General features: G+C 35.9%; 22 protein-coding genes and 1 riboswitch. Of the genes, 16 read left to right on the plus strand and 6 right to left on the minus strand.

The genetic code is table 11. The annotated features are described in order from the left end of the window. Nucleotides 1-432: 432 nt before the first annotated feature. Nucleotides 433-1782: a cytochrome P450 gene (locus BkAM31D_RS10470; protein ID WP_066151389.1), complete on the minus strand. Its 1350-nt coding sequence runs from the start codon at nt 1780-1782 to the stop codon at nt 433-435. Nucleotides 1783-2349: 567 nt separating this feature from the next. Between BkAM31D_RS10470 and BkAM31D_RS10475 the strand changes: the two genes are divergently transcribed. The 6 genes from BkAM31D_RS10475 (at nt 2350) to kapB (ending at nt 5385) form a co-directional block, all read left to right on the plus strand. Next, nucleotides 2350-2847 carry a hypothetical protein gene (locus tag BkAM31D_RS10475; RefSeq protein WP_157076763.1) on the plus strand — a complete coding sequence of 166 codons (498 nt, stop codon included), beginning with the start codon at nt 2350-2352 and terminating at the stop codon, nt 2845-2847. Nucleotide 2848: 1 nt separating this feature from the next. Further along, nucleotides 2849-3883 carry an alpha/beta fold hydrolase gene (locus BkAM31D_RS10480; RefSeq protein WP_084372035.1) on the plus strand — a complete coding sequence of 345 codons (1035 nt, stop codon included), beginning with the start codon at nt 2849-2851 and terminating at the stop codon, nt 3881-3883. 181 nt (nt 3884-4064) lie between these two features. Beyond that, entirely contained in the window at nt 4065-4439 is a 375-nt protein-coding gene (locus BkAM31D_RS10485) for a hypothetical protein (protein ID WP_066151385.1), read from the plus strand. 88 nt (nt 4440-4527) lie between these two features. Beyond that, nucleotides 4528-4779 (plus strand): hypothetical protein, encoded by a 252-nt coding sequence (locus BkAM31D_RS10490; RefSeq protein WP_066151384.1) that lies wholly within the window; start codon nt 4528-4530, stop codon nt 4777-4779. Between the two features lie 12 nt (nt 4780-4791). After that, a complete protein-coding gene (locus tag BkAM31D_RS10495; protein WP_066151382.1) occupies nt 4792-4977 on the plus strand; it encodes a hypothetical protein in 186 nt (61 codons plus the stop codon). A 30-nt stretch (nt 4978-5007) separates the two neighbouring features. Next, nucleotides 5008-5385 carry a kinase-associated lipoprotein KapB gene (gene kapB, locus BkAM31D_RS10500; RefSeq protein ID WP_066151380.1) on the plus strand — a complete coding sequence of 126 codons (378 nt, stop codon included), beginning with the start codon at nt 5008-5010 and terminating at the stop codon, nt 5383-5385. 27 nt (nt 5386-5412) lie between these two features. Here kapB and BkAM31D_RS23940 read toward each other — a convergent pair whose 3' ends face one another. Continuing rightward, entirely contained in the window at nt 5413-5709 is a 297-nt protein-coding gene (locus BkAM31D_RS23940) for a PucR family transcriptional regulator (protein WP_180319899.1), read from the minus strand. Between the two features lie 8 nt (nt 5710-5717). Further along, nucleotides 5718-7097 (minus strand): PucR family transcriptional regulator, encoded by a 1380-nt coding sequence (locus tag BkAM31D_RS10510; protein WP_085449788.1) that lies wholly within the window; start codon nt 7095-7097, stop codon nt 5718-5720. Between the two features lie 161 nt (nt 7098-7258). Here BkAM31D_RS10510 and BkAM31D_RS10515 point away from each other — a divergent pair, with 161 nt between their 5' ends. The 6 genes from BkAM31D_RS10515 to BkAM31D_RS10540 all read left to right on the plus strand — a co-directional run bounded on the left by BkAM31D_RS10515 (nt 7259) and on the right by BkAM31D_RS10540 (nt 14460). Next, nucleotides 7259-8443: a cystathionine gamma-synthase family protein gene (locus BkAM31D_RS10515; RefSeq protein WP_066151791.1), complete on the plus strand. Its 1185-nt coding sequence runs from the start codon at nt 7259-7261 to the stop codon at nt 8441-8443. A gap of 18 nt (nt 8444-8461) precedes the next feature. Continuing rightward, nucleotides 8462-9646, plus strand: coding sequence for a M20 metallopeptidase family protein (locus tag BkAM31D_RS10520; protein ID WP_066151377.1), 1185 nt, complete (start codon nt 8462-8464; stop codon nt 9644-9646). Then, the gene (locus BkAM31D_RS10525; protein ID WP_066151375.1) at nt 9636-10673 is read left to right on the plus strand and encodes a homoserine dehydrogenase; all 1038 of its coding nucleotides are present in this window, start codon (nt 9636-9638) and stop codon (nt 10671-10673) included. The genes BkAM31D_RS10520 and BkAM31D_RS10525 overlap by 11 nt, the downstream gene beginning before the upstream one ends. Nucleotides 10674-10688: 15 nt before the next feature. Further along, nucleotides 10689-12140: an aldehyde dehydrogenase family protein gene (locus BkAM31D_RS10530; protein WP_066151373.1), complete on the plus strand. Its 1452-nt coding sequence runs from the start codon at nt 10689-10691 to the stop codon at nt 12138-12140. Between the two features lie 35 nt (nt 12141-12175). After that, on the plus strand, nt 12176-13375 hold the full coding sequence (locus BkAM31D_RS10535) for a M24 family metallopeptidase (protein WP_084372033.1): 1200 nt from the start codon (nt 12176-12178) through the stop codon (nt 13373-13375). A 158-nt stretch (nt 13376-13533) separates the two neighbouring features. Beyond that, a complete protein-coding gene (locus tag BkAM31D_RS10540) occupies nt 13534-14460 on the plus strand; it encodes a DMT family transporter (protein ID WP_066151371.1) in 927 nt (308 codons plus the stop codon). A 188-nt stretch (nt 14461-14648) separates the two neighbouring features. Here BkAM31D_RS10540 and dapA read toward each other — a convergent pair whose 3' ends face one another. Next, entirely contained in the window at nt 14649-15536 is an 888-nt protein-coding gene (gene dapA, locus BkAM31D_RS10545) for a 4-hydroxy-tetrahydrodipicolinate synthase (protein ID WP_066151368.1), read from the minus strand. A gap of 130 nt (nt 15537-15666) precedes the next feature. Then, nucleotides 15667-15850: riboswitch (Lysine riboswitch) on the minus strand. An 83-nt stretch (nt 15851-15933) separates the two neighbouring features. Beyond that, entirely contained in the window at nt 15934-16080 is a 147-nt protein-coding gene (locus BkAM31D_RS10550; protein ID WP_084372031.1) for an aspartyl-phosphate phosphatase Spo0E family protein, read from the minus strand. 275 nt (nt 16081-16355) lie between these two features. On the opposite strand from BkAM31D_RS10550, the gene BkAM31D_RS10555 reads away from it, so the two are divergent. Further along, entirely contained in the window at nt 16356-17066 is a 711-nt protein-coding gene (locus BkAM31D_RS10555) for a YhcN/YlaJ family sporulation lipoprotein (protein ID WP_066151366.1), read from the plus strand. Nucleotides 17067-17103: 37 nt separating this feature from the next. Here BkAM31D_RS10555 and BkAM31D_RS10560 read toward each other — a convergent pair whose 3' ends face one another. Then, nucleotides 17104-17667, minus strand: coding sequence for a hypothetical protein (locus BkAM31D_RS10560; protein ID WP_066151364.1), 564 nt, complete (start codon nt 17665-17667; stop codon nt 17104-17106). Between the two features lie 118 nt (nt 17668-17785). Between BkAM31D_RS10560 and BkAM31D_RS10565 the strand changes: the two genes are divergently transcribed. The 3 genes from BkAM31D_RS10565 to cspD all read left to right on the plus strand — a co-directional run bounded on the left by BkAM31D_RS10565 (nt 17786) and on the right by cspD (nt 20399). Further along, nucleotides 17786-17971 carry a hypothetical protein gene (locus BkAM31D_RS10565; protein WP_066151362.1) on the plus strand — a complete coding sequence of 62 codons (186 nt, stop codon included), beginning with the start codon at nt 17786-17788 and terminating at the stop codon, nt 17969-17971. A gap of 441 nt (nt 17972-18412) precedes the next feature. Continuing rightward, nucleotides 18413-19384 carry a YbgA family protein gene (locus tag BkAM31D_RS10570; RefSeq protein ID WP_066151360.1) on the plus strand — a complete coding sequence of 324 codons (972 nt, stop codon included), beginning with the start codon at nt 18413-18415 and terminating at the stop codon, nt 19382-19384. Between the two features lie 811 nt (nt 19385-20195). Further along, the gene (gene cspD, locus BkAM31D_RS10575) at nt 20196-20399 is read left to right on the plus strand and encodes a cold-shock protein CspD (protein ID WP_034633915.1); all 204 of its coding nucleotides are present in this window, start codon (nt 20196-20198) and stop codon (nt 20397-20399) included. The last annotated feature ends 182 nt before the right edge of the window (nt 20400-20581 follow it).

Raw genomic sequence — 20581 nt, forward strand, 5'->3', positions numbered from 1 at the left:
GTATCTTTGTCGATGAAAATAATCACTGGAATCATAGGGGAGTCTAAGGGATAGGGATTTTGTCAAAAAGATGTTTTACAAGTGAATTATTGTGACGTGTAATATTTTTTAAACATCGATTCTTTTAAAATGACCTTATGGTTAAGGTGGTAGTGACAATTCAGCAATGGTTTAAAAAAAGTATATAGTGACTCCAGTTGTCACTAAAGGATTACATAATTTTGGAACGCGTATAATTTCTAATGCTCATCCCTACACGAATAAAACCGAGGTTTGGACAAACTAAAACTGTGTGATAATACACAGTGTATGAGAAGAGAAAAATGACTATAACAACATTTACGCTTTCATATCAATCTGTTCAGTTCATATGATTTGCTATCTGCAATATACACAGTGCAGCATTACTTCTGTATATTGCAGATGGAAACATTATGAATCTCTTTTTTCTACAAGCATTTGTATGCCGCGCTTTGGTCTTAAAGTGATCAAAGGTTGATGTTTGATTTCTGATATTGGTTGTGCGAGTGTTAAACGAAAACGTTTTAAGATACTAACTAGAACAAGGACGGCTTCCATAATAGCAAAATGATTCCCGATACATACTCTCGGACCTCCACCGAAAGGGAAATATGTGTAAGGAGGGAGTGAGCTTAGAAGGTTATTATCGAACCTTTCAGGGATAAACTTATCAGGTTCTTCAAAGTATTTCTCATTTCTATGCATGGCATATTGGCTTAGTAATATCATATCTCCTTTTTTAAAAAAGTAATTACCAATTTCTACATCCTTATCAACTTGACGACCAATGACGTAAGCTGGTGGATATAGTCGAAGCGATTCATTTATAATGTTTTGAGCATATGTTAGCTGCATAAAATGTTTGGGTTGAAGTTCTGAATCACCCAAGACATTGTTGATTTCTTCGTTTAGTTTCCTTTCAACTCTAGGATTTTGAGAAAGTAAAAATAGGGTCCAGGATAAGGCATTGGCAGTTGTTTCGTGTCCTGCCAAGAATATCGTCATTAATTCATCTCTAAGTTGTTGATCTGGCATTCCTGCTCCGTTTTTTTCATCGCGAGCGTCCATTAATATCCCTAGTAAATCATTAGTTGTTTGTCCAGAATTTCTTCGTTTATTGATTATACTGTATATCTCTTTATTAAGTTCATTAATTGCATTTTTGTATTGACGATTTACTTTAGTAGGAATCCAAAGCGGTGTTGGTATAATTGACCTCATACGTTTTACTGCAAGAGTCATGACGCTTTCAATAGGTTGGCCAATGGTATCATAGCTTTCTTCAAATTCCATACTAAACATAGTTTTAGTAATTATTCCGAGAGTGATGTTCATCATATCCTCAGAAATCATTCTAATCTCTTTATCTTTCCATTGATTGATATAGTTATTAGTAGTTTTGATCATATCTTCAGCATAACTAGTAATATGTGTCTTTCTAAAACTAGGTTGAATTAATCTTCTTTGTTTCAAATGGTGGTCCTTTTCACTCGTTAATAGGCCTTCTCCTATAATCGGTTTGAGTATCGTTAAGTCTCTAGATTTAACAAAATGCTTTTGTTTAGTGACGAGTACTTCTTTTATCAGGTAAGGATTTGAAATGAGATACACTTTTTGAAATGGACCAAAGCGAAAATGAGCAACATCCTCATATTGTTTTGATAATTTTCTTAGAAAAAGCAGTGGATCTTTTTGAAAATCTTTTAAATGACCAGTAAGTAATCTTCCTTTTGGCCCGGATGGTGTAACGTATCTCTTCATATCATAACTCTCCTTTTTAGTGTCCTATCTCATTGTATGAATGACAGAAAGAACATGTTGGTAGAAGAGTGGAAAGTTAAGAAAAATGTGGTTTGGCACAATTAAATAAAAAATGGGATAGTAACTATTTTCAGTTTGTAATAGAGTATTACACGGCGCATCACGTGGAGAAAGAGTATTTTCGTGTAGAATTAAAAAAATTGAGACGGAAGAATCCATTCCTTAGGTCGTCGTATTTCCTTAATCTCATTATAGGTGCACCAGTAAAAGATTACAGCAAAGCCTAACGCTGTACTTAAATAATTTTCAGATAAGTTAATTATTTTATAGTCTGGTAAAGCAACTATTCTTTTATTATCTCAGGCAAAAAACTCATTTTTTTAACACATGCTTATCAAATGTAATATAAATAGTATATAAGTTATTTTAACTACTGATAAAGGACTGAATTATAGGGAAAATAATGTCCTATGTTGCCAATTAGTAAGAGTGTAGATGAGGTAAGCGATATGGTTTATTATTAGCAGACATTCTGTACTGATTAGTAATTAAGAAAGGATGATGGAGGTGGATGATGTGAAACGAGATATTAACAAATTGATTTCAACTATTGGGACAACATCTGAGGATTATTTAAACAAAAAAATTAAGAATTGGTTAACTGATCCTAAGACTATAAAAAATACAAGTAAAGCTATTAACTTGCATAGTGTTCAGATTAAAACTCTTAGAGACTATATTGAATTACTGGCAGTACAATTAAATATACCAACAAAAGATGATGTTGCAAATGTTGCAAAATTAGCAATACAAATAGAAGAAAAAATAGATTTATTGGAAGAAAGACTGTTTCGTTTGACAAATGAGATTGATCGCAAAGAACCAACTTATAAGTTCAAGTCCAATGCTCTGGAAAGAAACGTTGATCAGTTATATTCGTATAATGAATCAAATAAAACTGAGCTTGATAAACGTGAAATGAGAAGGTATATTTATAAAAAATTATTAACAAACAATGATGAGTTATATGAAATTCTAGATAAAGTAGTAAATAGGAGGAAGTAAAGTGGGGAAACACCAAAAGCTTTCAGATAAAGCTAGAAAAATTTCTACTCACTTAAATGTACCGTCACAAAAAGTAGCGCTCACGCCTAAAACTATTGTCTGGAATAAAAATAAAGTAACGTTATGGCACTACCCAGCTGTTCATAAAAAATATGAAACGCCTTTATTTCTTGTTTATTCATTAATTAACGAACCATATATTCTTGATTTAGCACCAGGGATGAGCATGATTGAATCCTTTGTCAATGCAGGATATGATGTGTATCTGCTCGATTTTGGAAGGCCAGGATATGAGGATAAAGATACTACTTTAGATGATTATGTTATAAAGTACATTCAAAAAGGTGTTCATCGTTGTTTATACCATTCAAAAGCAGGTGAAATTACTCTTGTAGGTTATTGTTTAGGAGGCACGTTAGCTACGATTTATGCGGCAATTTCTAAAGAACCAATTAAAAATATTGTATTATTTGTTCCACCGCTTGATTTTGGACAATCTCCTATCCTGAAGCAATGGGAATATGTTTTAGATAATGGAGAACTGGAGCTTGATCAAGTTATAGATGAGTATGGAATCATTCCGTCAAAAATGATGGAACATATATTACGCCTAGCAACTTCTCCAGTTACGTATAGTTCATATTTATCTTTGTTACAAAACATTGAAGATGAGGATTATGTAAAAAAGTGGCGATTAATTAATAAATGGCTAAAAGATCAAGTACCTTTTGTTGGGGCAACTTTAAAACAAATAATAAATGAATTAGTAATAAAAAATAAATTAATTAATAATAATTTATTTATTGATGGTCAAAGAGTAAATTTAGCCAACATTGATGAAAATTTATTAGTTATTGCAACAAGTGATGATAAATTAGTGCCTGAAGAATTAATTAAACCTATCATGGAAAAAGTTTCAAGTGAAGATAAACGATATAAGAATGAAAAAGGCGGCCATGTCTCTTTAGCGTTGAGAGGAGAATTACCTGACTTTCTAAAAGAGTGGTTACATGAAAGATCTATACCTTTAGAGTAGAGAATTCGTCTTTGAAACTTATTGAATCGATATCGCTATATTTCGCATATGAGTCATGGTAATTAAAAAGTTATTGTGTGATTAGTATAAAAAAAGGCCCTGTAATTAGTAAAAGACTTTTAAACGCTTAGTCGTTTTAAAAGTCTTTCTTATTTCATAGAACTTTTGTAATTGTGGTATTATGTATGTATTCATAGCGATGAAAGTTGGTTCATATATGGTAAAACAATGGTTGGTAGTTGGTATGGCTTTGGTCGGCTTTGTTGGAGTCTGGTCCCTTGTCTTTTTTTCGTTGAACCTTACAAATTCCAAAATTTCAGAAGTTCGCGAGCCAGTTGTTTCTTCTAAAGCCTTGAAAGGAGAACTAAGCATCCTCGATGTAATGGAATTAAATGAGGCTAAGACGGAAGATGTTGAAATAGGAATTGATAGTGAACAGAATGTATTTATTCCCAATCAGGCAATGCTAGATTTAAGTGAGTATGATTTTAGTGACGATGAAACTACTGAAGGTGTCCCAATCGGCGACATATTGAAAAAACTTCAATTAGAATAATAAATTCAATTTATTTTCAGAAACTCGCTCTAAATTTTAAGGATTTTTTGTTAGGATAGTGTTATATGGTTTGTTAGGGGGGGTTTATTTGAGTTCACATGTTGATGAGAAAAAAAGACCTGAATGGTTAAAGTGGACGATTCGGATATTATTAGGTTATTTAGCGCTTCTTGCAATTATATTAGCAATTACTATTATAACAATCTTAGTAACCTTCACTTTAATTATTATTGATAGTTTTTCGGATACAACAAGCCTAGGGATGTTTTCAGAGCAATACCTTGTTCCTATTTCAGAATTTATGTGGAAATTATTCACATGGCTTATTCCAGGATTATAAGGTAGTTTAGCGATGGAAGATATCCAAATTATTATATTCGTTTTAGTGTTATTTTTATTAACTGGCTTGTTTGGTGGGATAGGAATATGGAACATCCTTCATCGAAATAAGAAACGGGCATTGTGGAGTTTTGGGATTGGCGTTGCTATGATCGTACTTTATTTAATTACGATGTTTTCGTTTGGCTTACTAGGATGAAGGAAATTAGTAAATAAAGGAGTTTTGTAAATGTCTGAAGTGAAGTATGTACGTGCTTTTTATAAGACTGGTGTATATATTGCAGAGTTATTAGACAGACAAGAAGAAAAACAACGTGCGCTTGTCAAGGTGTTAGCTGTGTTAAAGCATCCAACTCAAGGAGATTTGCATAATCCTAAAATGGTTGATGTTCCATTATTTCACCAGCGTAAAGCATTAGCACAATTTGAAAAGACTTGGGTTCCATTATCGTCTCTTAAAGCCTATGAAGGAGAATTACTTGATTACCAATTTTCATTGAAACAGGCAACGGAGGCTTTGCGACAATCTCTAATAGAAGACGATTCAGACTGGGCGCGAAAATCTCTAGAAAAATTAGAAGAGTGTACAGCAGAATATTCTTTCTAATATAAAACAACCGAGTAGAAGGGCTTTCTACTCGGTTGTTTTTGTTTCCATACCGTTTAACCACAATCTAGTACTCAAATCTAATATAAACAGATCTTCTGCATTATCTAATGAACAGTTCGTTAGTGCCTCGATTTTTCGTAAGCGATACATTAAAGATTGGCGATGTAAATTTAGAGCGCGAGCCGTTTGACTCACATTTCCCCTATTTTGATGGTAAACGGTAAATGTATGAAGTAAGTCTATTTGTCTTTCTTTAGAGTAACGAAGGAGAGAACCGAGTACTGAATTAGCAATATCTATTAACTCTTTATTATTAAGCAAACTTTCAATTATTCGATCGGCAGTTGTGTCAGCAAATACGGACAGCGAATTAGGTCCGTTTCTTTTTCTCCCAATTTTAAGAGCTCTGTTGGCTTCTTGATAACTAGTAGCAAAGCATGAGTACCCGTACTGCTTCGAAATCCCCAAGTTAATGAAACTGTAGGATAAAGGAATTGGTAACGTGCTCTCAGCTTAGAGATGTATGTTTTAACTTGTAAAATTACATCGGGATGGTTCACTTCTAGAAAGATAATTAACTCTTCCTGTTGATAAGTAACCATAGATTTTAAAGCCATTGATTTAGCGATGTTTTCTGCCTCTTCTTCCATATGGCGAATACATTCATGCAGCCAATGGTCAAAAGTTATTGTTAAATGTGTCATAGAATGAAAGCCTTCCTTTAATTGTTCCGGTCTTGCGACTATACAAATATAAGGAAGGTTAATTTGATAGCCTAAAGACTTGGCTCGAGAAAGTGTTGATTCGTTCGATTGGATCGCATCTCGTGATAGCTCCCAAACAAAGTCATCACGAAGTCGCCATTCGGCTTCTTTAGCAGCCTGTTCATGTAGGAAATGAATGGCAACAGCTGTGGTAACGTGTTCGAGTAACATAAGCCATTGTTGATGCTCTTCCTCACTAAAAGGTTCAGGTCCAAATCCGCCTACTACGATGTATCCTTGAATGTTTCCAGATGAGTGAATGGTTAATTGTAACGCATATCTATTAGAGTATTGCAACCATTTGAATTTATCGCCTAATGTATGGTAAATACCATCTTCCTCCAATTGTTTATGCATAAAATTAAGCCAGTTATCTTGTAAATCAATTTCTACATTTCTCGATTTTCCTCTTATCACTCCTCGCTTATCAGCAATTAATACTTCGCATTCAATTGCACTTGAAACATGTTCCGCAACTAAATCGAGCGACTGCCCGGATAAAATATAGTCTAATAATGATTTTCTAATCTCTTCGATTTTTTCAAAGTATTTACGTTTCTCTTCGTGAATAAGTTCTAGTACTTGCTCTAAAATTTCAGAAAAACGAATCGACCAATTAAGTTCTATTAAAATGAATCTCTTCTCATTCGCAAGATCAATTATCGACTTTGGAATTTCTTGAACATATGGTCCAATGGCAATTGCTAATGCAGAAGCATGTGAATCAATAACCTCTCGAACAAATGTATAGAGGTGTTGTTCATTTTGGCTGCAGCCAACTCCAGAAGTTAACACAAGCTCATTTTTTCGTACGAAGGATTCCACTGGAGTTTCTATTACAGAAACCCAGTTTACAAATTTGCTATTAAGTAGTTCTTTTCCTGTACGAACATTTGAATCCTTTAAAATATCTAAGGCTTGAACTTGCTCCATTGAAATACTCATTCAATCCCTCCTTGAGTTGTGGAGTTATTATTATTCTAACTATTTTCAGAACATTTGTAAAAAATGGATGATTGCTTCGTTCCATTTTTCATACAGATTGTTGAATGTTTTTTCACGTTAGAAGAAATAAGATGTTAGTAATTAAAGAAAGGGGTGGTGGCATGAATAAGAAACAAATTGATAATGCAACGAAATCGGTCTGGGCTGGAGAGAAAGACTATTTAGTTCATGGAGCAACTCAAGTACCTGTCGTCCATAGTGTAGCTTATAATTACAACGATATTGATGAGTGGTTTGAAGTTGCTATAGGTAAAAGAAAAGGACATATTTATGGAAGAAATACAAATCCGACAGTTCAATCATTTGAAGATAAAATCAAGGCACTTGAACATGCGGAAGCCGCTACTAGTTTTTCAACAGGGATGGCTGCAATATCCAATTCATTACTAACCGTCCTAAAACCAGGAGATCGTGTTGTATCTATTAAGGATACGTATGGAGGAACAAACAAAATATTCTCTGAATTCTTACCAAAATTGGATATAAAAGTAACGCTCGTTGAAACAGGAAATCACGAAGAAATGGAGGCTGAAATTAATAAAGGTTGTAAACTGGTTTATTTAGAGACACCAACAAATCCAACTGTGAAAATAACAGATCTATCAAGAATTACAAAAGTTGCAAAATCTGTTGGGGCATTAGTTTTTGTTGATAATACATTTGCTACGCCAATTAATCAAAATCCACTTAATTATGGTGTTGACCTTGTTATTCATAGTGCAACAAAATTTTTAGGAGGGCACGCAGATGCATTAGGAGGAGTTATTTGCGGATCGAAAAATCTAGTCCATGACGTATATCACTATCGTGAGATAAATGGGGCTACTATGGATCCGATGGCTGCTTATTTAATACTAAGGGGAATGAAAACTTTAAAACTTCGAGTTGAAAAACAACAAGAAAATGCTCTGAAAGTTGCTACATTTCTATCTAATCATGAAAAGGTTGAAGAAGTTTTTTACCCTGGATTAGAAACACATACACATCATGATATTGCGAAAAAGCAAATGAATGGTTTTGGAGGAATGCTCAGCTTCTCTCTAAAAGGAGAACTAGATGCAGTTAGGCAATTTTTACCTAGATTAGAGTTTGCTCATCGCGCGGCGAATCTTGGTGCTGTGGAAACGACGGTAGGTCCAGCAAGAACCACAAGTCATGTTGAAAATACACCTGAGGAACGTGCGGCCTTGGGCATTCCTGAAGGATTGGTTCGATATTCGGCAGGTATTGAAGATATAGACGACTTGATTGCAGACTTGAAGCAAGCCCTCGATGCAATCAATTGATAAATAGGGGGGATAATTATGGTTACGATTGAGCACCTGATTAAGTGGAGAAGAGATTTGCACCAGCATCCGGAACTTAGCTTTGAAGAGTTTAAAACGACAAAATATATTATAAATCAATTAAAAGAACTACCAGGTGTTCGATTACAACAAGGGAAGGAATTACTTGGTATTGAAACTGGAGTGCTGGCAGTAGTCGGAGACGGATCAACGCCTATTGTCGGCCTCCGGGCTGATATAGATGCATTACCGGTAAAGGAACAAACAGGAGAGCCGTTTCAATCTTGTCATGAAGGTATTATGCATGCCTGTGGCCATGATGGCCATACAGCGATGTTACTTGGAGCAGTTCATTATTTGTCGCATCTTTATCAAAGAGGAAAACTAAAAGGAACTGTAAAATGTTTGTTTCAGCCCGCAGAAGAAGCTGAGGATATTAATGGAAAGACTGGTGCTCAATATGTTTTAGATAGTGGTGCGTTATCTGATGTGGAATCCATAATAGCTCTTCATCTCGATCCAGAACTCTCGTTAGGGAACGCTAAATTGAAGCCAGGTATTGTAATGGCAAATGTAGACACATTTACCTTAAACATTTTTGGCTCTGGTGGTCATGGTGCCTACCCTGAACAAACAATTGATCCGATTTGGCTTACTTCAATGATCTTGCCATATTTCTACAGTGTAACAAGTCGAAAAGTTGCAGCAGATGAACCAGCAGTATTAAGCATCTGCCAAATTATTGGCGGTGCTTCGACGAATGTCATACCTGAGAAGGTTACGATCAAAGGTACAATTCGCTCTTATTCCGATACGGCAAGGGAGAAGTTAGTAGCAGAATGTAAAAGAGGATTAAAGTTGATTAAAGAATTGGGAGGTACTTTTACATTCCACCTTCATCAAGGAGAGCCTGCTCTAGTAAACAATCAAGAGATAACAAAATTGTTAGAAAACATCTTATATCAAAAAGGAGTTTCGATTCATCAACAAACCTTTGGAATGGGAGGTGAAGATTTTAGTCACATCACCAGAATAATCCCTGGAGCAATGATTTTTCTCGGCGCAAAAGATGAACTTAGACATACTAGTCTTCATCAGCCGACCTTTTCATTTAACGAGAGTGTGTTAGAGCATGGAATGGAAATTCTTGTGGAAGGAGCTCTTGCAATGATCAAAAGGAGGAGGGATCACAATGGCTCATAAGCTCGCATTAATTGGCTTTGGAGGAGTAGGAAAAGGGTTTGTTGAGATTTTACGTGATAAAAAGATGAAGTTAAAAAAAGATCATCAAATTGAATTTAAAATTGTCACTATTACTGACTTATACAAAGGTTCACTGCATCACCCTGATGGTTTATCTCTAGATGAAGTATTAAAAGCCATAGATGAAAACGGCTCATTGGATGCCTATCCAGAACAACCAGGCTTAATCAGAGGTTGGAATAGTAAAGAAACAATCGAAAAGACAAACGCGGATTCGATTGTTGAAATGACCTATACAGATGTGAAAACAGGTCAGCCTGCTATTGATCATTGCAAGTGGGCTTTTCTGCATAAGAAAAATGTCGTGATGACGAACAAAGGACCTGTAGCTTTGGCTTATAATGACTTAGCTGAACAGGCTCATGCTAACGGTGTAAAATGGTTCTTTGAAGGAGCAGTCATGAGTGGGACACCAGCTCTGAGACTACCCAAAATGACTTTAACTGGAAACGAAATCAATAAAATTAACGGTATTTTCAATGGTACAACAAATTATATGTTAATGCGAATGGAAGAGGGACTCGAGTATGATGAAGCATTAAAAGAAGCTCAAAGTTTGGGCTATGCTGAAGCAGACCCAACCGCAGATGTAGAAGGATATGACGTGTTATATAAAGTATTAATATTAGCAAATGTTGTATTAGGTATTCCGTTAAAAAGAGAAGATGTCTACTGTAAAGGGATTTCAACCATGACAACGGATGATATAAAAGAAGCAAAAAGCTTAGGGAAACGTTGGAAGTTAATCGGTTCAATTCAGAAAACAAAAGAGGGTGTTAAAGCAACTGTGCAACCTGTAATGCTTGACCTAGATGATCCATTAGCAGGGGTTACAGGAGCGATGAATGCTATCACGTATTCTTGTGATTTATCGGGTGCTGTTACATTAGTGGGAGCTGGAGCTGGTATAAAAGAGACCGGATTCGCAGTACTCATAGATTTAATTGCAATTGAGCGAGAAAGATAGAATGGAGGGAAGTTTATGGCGAAACAAATTGTAAAGGAGAGAATGTTAATTGGTGGTCGTTGGATAGCAAAGAAAGACTCGATTGATGTATATGATCCTGCAACGAGTGATCTGATTGCAACGGTTCCAGCGGCATCGACAGAGGATGTCATCTATGCGATTTCTCGCGCGAAAGAAGGATTTAAAAGAAGCTCTAGTTTATCTGTATTTGAAAGAACAAAGATATTACAAAGTGCCGCTTCCTATATTGAAGAAAATGCAGATATTTATATACAAACGATTGTTTTAGAAAGTAGTAAAACAGTCAAAGAGGCAAGAAAAGAAGTAAGACGCTGTATAGAAACATTAAGATTAAGTGCCGAAGAAGCAAAAAGGATAGAAGGAGAAACGGTTGCATTTTCGCAAATGCCTGGACATGAGAAGCGTGTGGGCTATGTTTACCGCTTCCCGATAGGAATTGTAGCAGCCATAACTCCTTTTAATGACCCCTTAAATCTTGTGGCTCACAAAATAGGTCCAGCCATTGCAGCGGGGAATGCAGTTATTGTTAAACCTGCTTCATTAACGCCATTAAGCGCTATTCGCTTAGCAGAAGCATTCATCCATGCTGGTTTACCAGATGGTGTTTTATCCGTTGTAACTGGAAGAGGAGAAGCGATATGTAACCCTTTAGTGGAGCATGAAGATGTACGGTTTGTTTCGTTTACGGGTGGTTATGAAACTGGAAAAGAAATTACCTCCAAAGCAGGAGTAAAAAAATTGGCAATGGAGTTAGGGTCTAATTCGCCAACGATTGTTCTGGCTGATGCCAATATAAAAGAAGCTGTAGCTGCAACAGTTGAAGGGGCTTTTGGTGTTGCGGGGCAAAATTGTATTGGCGTTCAAAGAATTTTCGTTGAGGAATCTAAATATGATGATTTTCTAGACCGATATGTCTTAGCGACAAGGAAATTAAAAATCGGTTTGAAAACGGATGAATTAACGGATATTGGCCCAATGATTTCGGAAAAAGAAGCAAAAAGAGTGGAAAAGTGGATCGATGAAGCTGCTAATATGGGGGCGACGATTTGTTGCGGAGGAAAAAGGTCAAAAGCATTTTTAGAGCCTACTGTTTTAACAAATGTACCAGAAACCTCTACTATTTCCCAAAATGAAGTATTTGGTCCTGTTGTGATTATTGAACCTGTTCAATCATTATCAGAAGCAATTAATCGCTCTAACCAAACGGAGTATGGATTACAAGCCGGAATCTTTACGACTAATTTAGAAGATGCGTTTACAGCTGTACACCAATTACAATTCGGTGGTGTTATGATAAATGACAGTAGTGATGTTCGAATTGACTCTATGCCTTTTGGAGGGATTAAAGGATCGGGTATAGGGAGAGAAGGAGTACGTTATGCAATTGAAGCAATGACTGAGCAAAAGGTTGTTGCATTTAAATTAAAAAGATCTCCATTCAGTTAAGGAGGAAAGTAGAAGAAGGAAAGAGGGTGTTTTGATTGTTCGCATTAGAGGAGTATACAAAACGGTTGGAGAATGTCAAGAAGCGAATGGTCGAAGAAGGAGTAGATGTTCTCCTTATTTCAAACCCATCAAATATGTACTATTTAACAAATTACTCAGCATGGAGCTTTTATGTTCACCAAATAATGGTCATCACATTAGAAGATGCTCAACCAATTTGGATTGGACGACAAATGGATGCAAGTGGTGTTGCGAAAACCACTTGGCTTGATGAACATCATATCATTGCTTACCCTGATTACTTTGTTCAATCAAAGGAAAGGCATCCAATTGATTTTGTGGCCAATATACTAACAGAAATTGGTCAAAGCGCAAGGACTATTGGTGTGGAAATGGATGTCCATTATTTTACAGCTCTTTGCTATGAGCGTTTAAAACATGGCTTGCCAAATGCAACATTTAAAGATACTTCTAGTCTTGTTAATATGGTTCGACTAATTAAATCGAATCAAGAAATAAAATATATGAAAAGGGCAGGCGAAATCGTTGAACGAGCGATGAGAGCGGCTTATGATTGTGTACAAATTGGAGTTAGGGAGAATGAAGTGGCAGCTGCGATCTATCTAGCGCAAATCCAGGGAACACCAGAATTTGGTGGGGATTACACATCCATCGTACCTATGCTTCCGACGAATGAGAATACGTCTTCTCCTCATTTAACCTGGACTGATCGAAAATATAAAAACGGTGATTTTCTTACTATTGAAATTGCGGGAGCTTATAAACGCTATCATGCTCCAATGGCAAGAACAATGTCTATCGGGAACGCGCCGAATGAGGTAAAAGAACTATCTAAAGTAGTAGAGGAAGGGATAGAAGCAACACTTGACTTTATCAAGCCTGGAGTCAAAGCGTGTGACGTAGAGCGAGTGTGGAGTAAAGCTATTGGAAAATATGGACATCGTAAGAGTTCAAGGCTTGGGTATTCAGTAGGGTTAAGTTTCCCTCCAGATTGGGGAGAGCATACGGTTAGTTTTAGACCAGGAGACGAGACGATTTTAAAACCAAATATGACTTTTCATTTGATGCCTGGAATTTGGTATAGTGATTATGGTGTTGAAATTACTGAAACGGTCAGAATTACAACAGATGGAGTAGAGTTACTAACAAATTTTCCGCGCAATTTGTATGAAAAACCGGTGTTAAGCATTTTACCTGATGAGCATACGTCATAAGAAACAGGTTGTTTCTAAAGGTATAACATTGTGCCTTTGGAAACAACCATCAATAATTATTCCCCCTTTTTCTTTCGAGTATCGAAAATAATCCGTGATTAAAATTGTAGTCGATGTTAAGATATAACAAAAGAGAGAAGAATGGGAGTGGACGTAAGATGAAAGGCAAATCACTCATGTTTACATATGGGATTGTCTTTGTAGTGATGATAATTTGGGGATTGAACGTTGTCTTTCTGAAAGTACTTGTTGAAGCATTTCCTCCAGTTACAATGACAGCATTTCGAATAATGGTTGCTGGAATAGCAGCTTTTTCAATCATTTGGTTTGGTCGATCAATGAAAAAATTAACAAGAAAAGAATGGAAGTTGACTTTATTGGCCACGATATTTGGTGTTTTATGTCATCATTCTTTTCTCGCGTTAGGACTTGCGAATACGAATGCTTCCAATGCGGTTTTAATTTTAGCACTCTTACCATTAATAACTTCCATTTTTGCGGCACTATTTCTAAAAGATCACTTAACTAAATGGCGCTTATTTGGAATAAGCCTTGGATTTTTTGGAGTATTGTTTATCCAAGGTGCTTCAGGAAGCTGGGCTGTTGATCTTGGAGAATTTTATGTCTTTCTAGCTGTGCTAGTTCAAGCAATAAGCTTTATTTACATAAAAAAAGCAACAGAGTCATTGGATTCGAAACAAATGACAAGTATAATGTTTTTAGTAGGGTCAATCGGGCTTTTTATGATGAGTTTTTTAGTGGAACCAGCAAGTGTGACCTCAATATTAGAAGCTCCTCTCTGGGTTTATGTCATCTTTATCCTGTCAGCCATTTTAGCGACTACGGTAGGTCACTTTTTATTTAATGAGGCAATTGCACAAATTGGAGCAGGGCAAGCAGCGATATTTAATAACTTCGTGCCATTCTTTGGATTGTTGTTTTCCGCATTGTTTTTAAACGAGAATATTTATTGGTACCAATCATTTGGTTTTATGTTTATAACAGTAGGTGTTTTGTTTGGCACAGGTTATGTAGAAAAAGCCTTTATAAAATCAAAATATCCTGTCCAAGAGAAAAATATATAAAAATTTAGTTGTTAAAAAACTGGTATTAATGCTTATCTAAGCGACATGTATAGTTTTATTTGTTACATGTTGAAAGTGAATAGAAAAGGAATTTCCTTATTTTGAGGAAAGATTAGATTCTAATAACTAGAACTATAAAGTAAAAAGGGTGTCTAAAGTCAAAGCTAGACTTTAGACACCCTTTTCTATTAACTCACAAAGAAATTCATACTCGGTTGAATAACAGATTGTAGTTCTTGTTGTTGCTCTACAGTAAGAGGTACAAGTGGCAAACGAACTGGTCCTGCTTTTATTCCTTTCATTTCAAGTGCAGCTTTTACTGCAGTTGGATTCGGAGCAAGGAAAAGTGTTTTCATTACTGGTAATAGTTGCCTATGTTGCATTGCAGCAGCTGTAACTTGTCCTGCTTGATAATTACGTACCATTTGTTGCATTTCATTACCGACAATGTGAGATGCAACTGAAACGACCCCAGTACCACCGATAGCAAGAATAGGTAAAGTTAAACTATCGTCACCGCTATAAACAGAGAAGCCTTCAGGCGCTTGCTCAATTATAGAAGAAATTGCTTCTAGATCGCCGCTAGCTTCTTTTGTAGCTACAATATTTGGAAGCTGTGCTAAGCGAATAGTCGTTTCCACACTCATGCTAACCACACTACGTCCAGGAATATTATAAAGCATGACTGGCAATTTAGTCACTTCTGCAATGGCGCTAAAATGTGCATACATGCCTTCTTGTGATGGCTTATTATAATATGGTACGACAAGCATGATTGCATCTACACCGATTTCCTCAGCTTGTTTCGTTAGCTCAATTGAAGCTTGTGTGTTATTTGACCCAGTGCCAGCTATGACGGGAATTTGTCCGTCGACAGTATCAACCACCGTTTTAAATAGTAGAAGCTTTTCTTCCGTTGTAAGTGTCGGGGATTCGCCCGTAGTACCGGCAACGACTATTGCATCAGTACCGTTAGTTATTAAATGATGTACAAGTTCCTTTGTTGCTTCTACATCAATTTGTCCGTGTTGATTAAATGGTGTCACCATTGCGGTAACGATTCTTCCAAAATTCATCCAATTCACCCTCAATTCATCAATTTTTCCACGTCTGTTTTGAGATGGGCTACTAGGAGGCACAAAAAAACAACAATGAGGCCTCTACTCATTGTTGATAGGTTAAGCAAAATAAGCGAAACCATTCAATGTGTGAGATAGCCCTCCATATAGCTTCCAGCTATATGACAGTACTGGTCTTATTCAGAACAGTCCCAGCTCTATAAGGAAATGAGTCACTTATAAGCTTCGGCAAGTACCCCTTTTTGTTAGCTTCAATGGTTCTCATTTTCCTCGACTAACATACTAATGGTAATTGCACCTCTACCCTCACTTCAATTTATGAAGTAAGATATAACGTAATTTGAATCTACCTTACCAAATGTTTGATGTTAATGCAATGGTTTATCCAATTTTTTTATTTTTTTAACGGTGTTATTTGAATTAAATTTAAGAGCTTGTCCAACTCTTGACTACATTGAACAGTTACTTCTGCTGTCATCCCATATTTTTTGGCTGACTTTAACATTTCTAATCGTTTTTGCTCAATTTCTACGCATAGCATCTTTCTTCCAACTCCAACTTTAATATTTATAAAAACAGACCGGCTTTGTCGCTGTTGCTGGAAAAAATTTAAATGTAGTTAAGGCTAATCAATCTGTTCATAACGCTAATTATAACCAAAAGAAAAGTGTTGAAAAGTGTTTCCACGAAAGTAGTCATAATTAGATTGAATAAGAAAAAAATCGACATCTTTCTCGTTTGCGGTTGTCCGATTTCTAAATATTTTCAGTTTGAAAAACGAAAGAGAATCGCACAATAGAAGTAGGAGGGGTTCCAATGAAGTTATCAATTTTCCTGATTTTAGCAATGATGCTAGCAGGATGTACAATTCCGCAACAAGCAGAAATGGGTGCCAATTCGAATAGAGAAGAAGGGTTCAATGGATATGGTGTAGCTCAAACAAGACAATTTGAAGGGCCTTTGTCCGACTTAATGGTTCCTGATAACGCTCCAAAAGGGTTGACCGACCCAGCTTCAAAATTAGACAAAGAAGGAGCATATGTAACAGGTAGACGTGATCTTAGTATGGACAATGAGGGCACGCGTTATGGTCAAAGAATTTTAAGCAATCGACCAGGGGTTATAAGAGGTAGATACGTACACAGTAATAATCCTAATGTGGATCGGAAGGCAAAAGTTCAACAGTTTGATTCTCAAGCCAAAGATGGAATTACAAGAGAAATTGAACAAAGAGTCGAGTCATTGGAAAATGTGCGAGATGCCCATGTTATCACAGATGGTCAAAGAATTGTTGTTGCACTTGAATCAAGTGAACAAGATCGTCCTAAACTAATCGGTACTGTAAAAGAAGAGATCAAAGAAGTAGCTGATCTAAGTAATATCTACATTACAACGGATCGAAGAATTATTAATCGTATAAATGCGTTAGAGCATCACGTAAATTTACCACGACCATTCGAATCAATCGGTGGTGCCGTTGGAGATATAGCAGATTTAGTTGATGATGCTGCGCATGGCCGTAGATAATGAGCAGGAAGTGACAACTCCCTGCTTTTTTTGATTCTTAATAGATACCTAATTCCTCGGTAATCGATAAATATTCACGTTCCATTAATTTATGAGACTGTACAGCATTTTCATAATACACTCTGGCATTAGTTAATTGTAATGGGTGTATGGGATTTTTCATATCAGACATAACCCTCTTAAGAGCATCAACCTCAATTAATGTAGCTAAGTGAACATGGTGGAAGCCGTCAAAAGGTTCAGGGCGGTCCAAGTTCATAAATGATTCACTCTCACTTTGAATTTGTTCAATCAACGATAACGTTTGATTAAGCTTATTGGTATTCACGTTATTCTTATCAAAGATAGGGGCAATCTGTTCTAATAAAGTGGCTGTTTGACTAAGATAAAATCCAGCTTCGTTTGCATAAATTGAATAATCATTATCTTGCCTATTTCTTTCACGGTTTTGTTGTCTAATACTAGGTGCTTCAGGAGCAATCTGTTCTGTTTGAAGTTGTTGAGCTTCGACATCATTGACAATGTTTGCTTCGTCTTCTGCGCCACAACTTGACAACACAATACTTGCCCCAATTAAAAGGATTACACTGTTCTTTTTCAAGGTACATCAACCTCCGTATAAACAAACGTTTCCATTAGTATGGAACGAAAAGGAAAAACTATGCATCAAACGATAAGTTCCCTCGTATTATGTATAAAAGGGCGAGGGGGCTGTTCATATGTACTTAGCTACATTAATTATTTTGCTATCCGCTTTTTTCTTGATGTTTTTTTGGGTCATGATGTTAGGCAATCGAGTATCTCATACTATTGAGCAGATTCTGGCAAAAGATGCTGATGAAGAGTTGGCGAATATTAATTTAATGATGAGCGAGTATGAACAGAAAGAGAACAAAAAGAAATAGTAAGACGAAAACATGCTTTGATAGCATGTTTTTTTATGTTTAAGGAATGAAGTATACTTTGGGTGAGCTGAACTGGAGGTAATCCAAAGCTAATTAGTTGCTCTCTTAGCCTTAAGTTCCTACGATTAAACAGAACATATTTAGTAGTTAAAAGAAAGGGCGATATAGATAGGATTGTCAAAAGAAAGGTAATTGGCCAATATGTATTTCAGTTTCATTAACACTAGTTTGGACTTTAAAGCGAAGGTTTTACCATGAATGAAGTGTTTGTATTCGGGGATAGTTTAAATGATGTTTCTGTATCCGAGGTCAACTAGTTCTTGTCATAAAAAAAGAAATAGCAGAATGGTATACAAAATCACCCTTCTTATATAGAAGATAGAGTTGCTTTTGTATTTCGTTCACATGGTATTAGATGACTAAAGTTAAGAGGTGAGGAGTTTGCGGGTATTTGCTACACCAAAGGTTATTGTGAGCAAATGTATGGAATTTGAAGCTTGTAGATACAACGGTGGTAAAATTAATGAAGCTCTAATCGCCAAATTAGGTGAATATGTTGATTTCATTCCTGTTTGTCCTGAAGTAGAAATCGGGTTAGAGACTCCGCGTGAAGCGATAAGGTTAGTTACGGATGGAGAAGCAACTCAATTAATTCAACCTAAATCTCAATTGAATCTGACCGAACAGATGAAAGGCTTTGCTCAGGAATTCCTAGCAAATAGAAAAGAAGTTGACGGTTTCGTTCTAAAAAGCCGATCACCAAGCTGTGCAATAACAGATGCGAAAGTTTATGCAAATGTAGAGAAGTCGCCTGTAATTCGTACTGGAAGCGGAATGTTTACAGAGCGTGTTCTTGCATTATTCCCTTTTCTTCCTATAGAAGATGAAGGAAGGCTCAAAAATTTTATACTTAGAGAACATTTCTTCACTCATTTATTTACAGTTGCTGACTTTCGTATAGTCAAACAAAGTAGGAAAATAAATGAATTAATAAATTTTCATGCGAAAAACAAATACTTGTTTATGGCATGTAATCAAGAAAAGGTAAGAGAACTTGGCAGAGTGATTGGTAACCATTCGGGTGAACAAATGGAGCGTGTTTTTCAAGTGTATGAAAAAGGTCTTTATGAATTATTCTCCATTCCAATTAAGGCGACTTCCCATATAAATGTTTGTCAGCATGTGTTCGGATATTTTTCTAAATATTTAACAATAGCAGAACGAACGCACTTTATTCAGCTACTCGAACAATACAGAGAGAAAAAAATACCGTTAAGCAGCCTAATAGGAATCTTAAGGTCTTGGTGTTATCGTTTTGAGAATAAATACTTATTGAATCAGACATATTTTGAACCGTATCCTGAAGGACTTATAGCTATTAGTGATTCAGGGAAGGGAAGGGCATTCTCTTAAGCATAACTTATCATAAAATATCCAATAGTGTTTGAAAAGATCATTCATATGATCCGTTCAAATGCTTTTTTTATATCACTGTTCTTAAAAGTATTGCAGTGAACAATAAGTCGATGTGCAGAAGTGAGCTAGGTATTTCACAGTATAAACATGAAGCGGAAAAAATGTATTAATACAATTGTTAAAAATGTGTTGACTATTATAGTACAGAGGCATATAATAAAAACAAGAAGAGTAAAACAATTCAAACAATTTAAAAAGGGAGATGGAAAATATGCAAAAAGCACAGACGGGAACGAACAGAAAGCCAGTTGAAATTAAGGAAGATCAGTCCATTCTTCAATCTATTAATGACTATTACAGCAGAAACTAACATTTTAAAAAAACAGAGCATCTACGGAAAATGCTCTGTTTTTTTCTTTTTTTATTGTGTTGTGGTACAGGTTGTGTGTGACTATTTACAGATAAAAGTTGGTTGCATTATTTAGTGAAATGAGGTATATTGATATCAGAGGTCGTCGATAACCTAGTGAAAAGCGCTTTTCATTCAGCTGGCGCGGTCAAGGAGCCGCAAGGATGAACGAGAGGTAGGGCTTTCATCGTGTGGGAATTGATGATGGATCCTTAGATTTACCCATAAGAACAATTGCATCAATAGCAACACTTTTAAGAGTTTATTATTCACATGTTATAAGGGATATTCACTCGATTCGTGGTTGATGTTCCTTATAATATGTGAATTTTTATTTACCTCGGATTGTAAATACGATTGCATATTAAGTAAATTATTTTAAGATTGGGGTTTTAAAGCATGGCACAAACTGGTACAGTTAAATGGTTTAACGCAGAAAAAGGATTCGGTTTCATTGAAGTAGAAGGCGGAAATGACGTATTTGTACACTTCAGCGCTATTACTGGTGAAGGTTTCAAATCACTTGACGAAGGTCAATCTGTTGAGTTTGAAATCGTTGAAGGCGACCGTGGACCACAAGCAGCTAACGTTGTAAAACTATAAATGATACTACTATCAAGACATTGTCCATATGGACAATGTCTTTTTATTTAAATTTGATTTACATGTAGGACAAACAAAATTGTTGAAAAGAGGAGGAGAATTACCTAATATAAAATGTATATATTTTACTTATTTGGGAAGGGGAGAGAAATGCTTAATAAAAAAATTTATATAGGCTTCTT

Source organism: Halalkalibacter krulwichiae (genome assembly GCF_002109385.1).
GTDB classification, from domain to species: Bacteria; Bacillota; Bacilli; order Bacillales; family Bacillaceae_D; genus Halalkalibacter; species Halalkalibacter krulwichiae.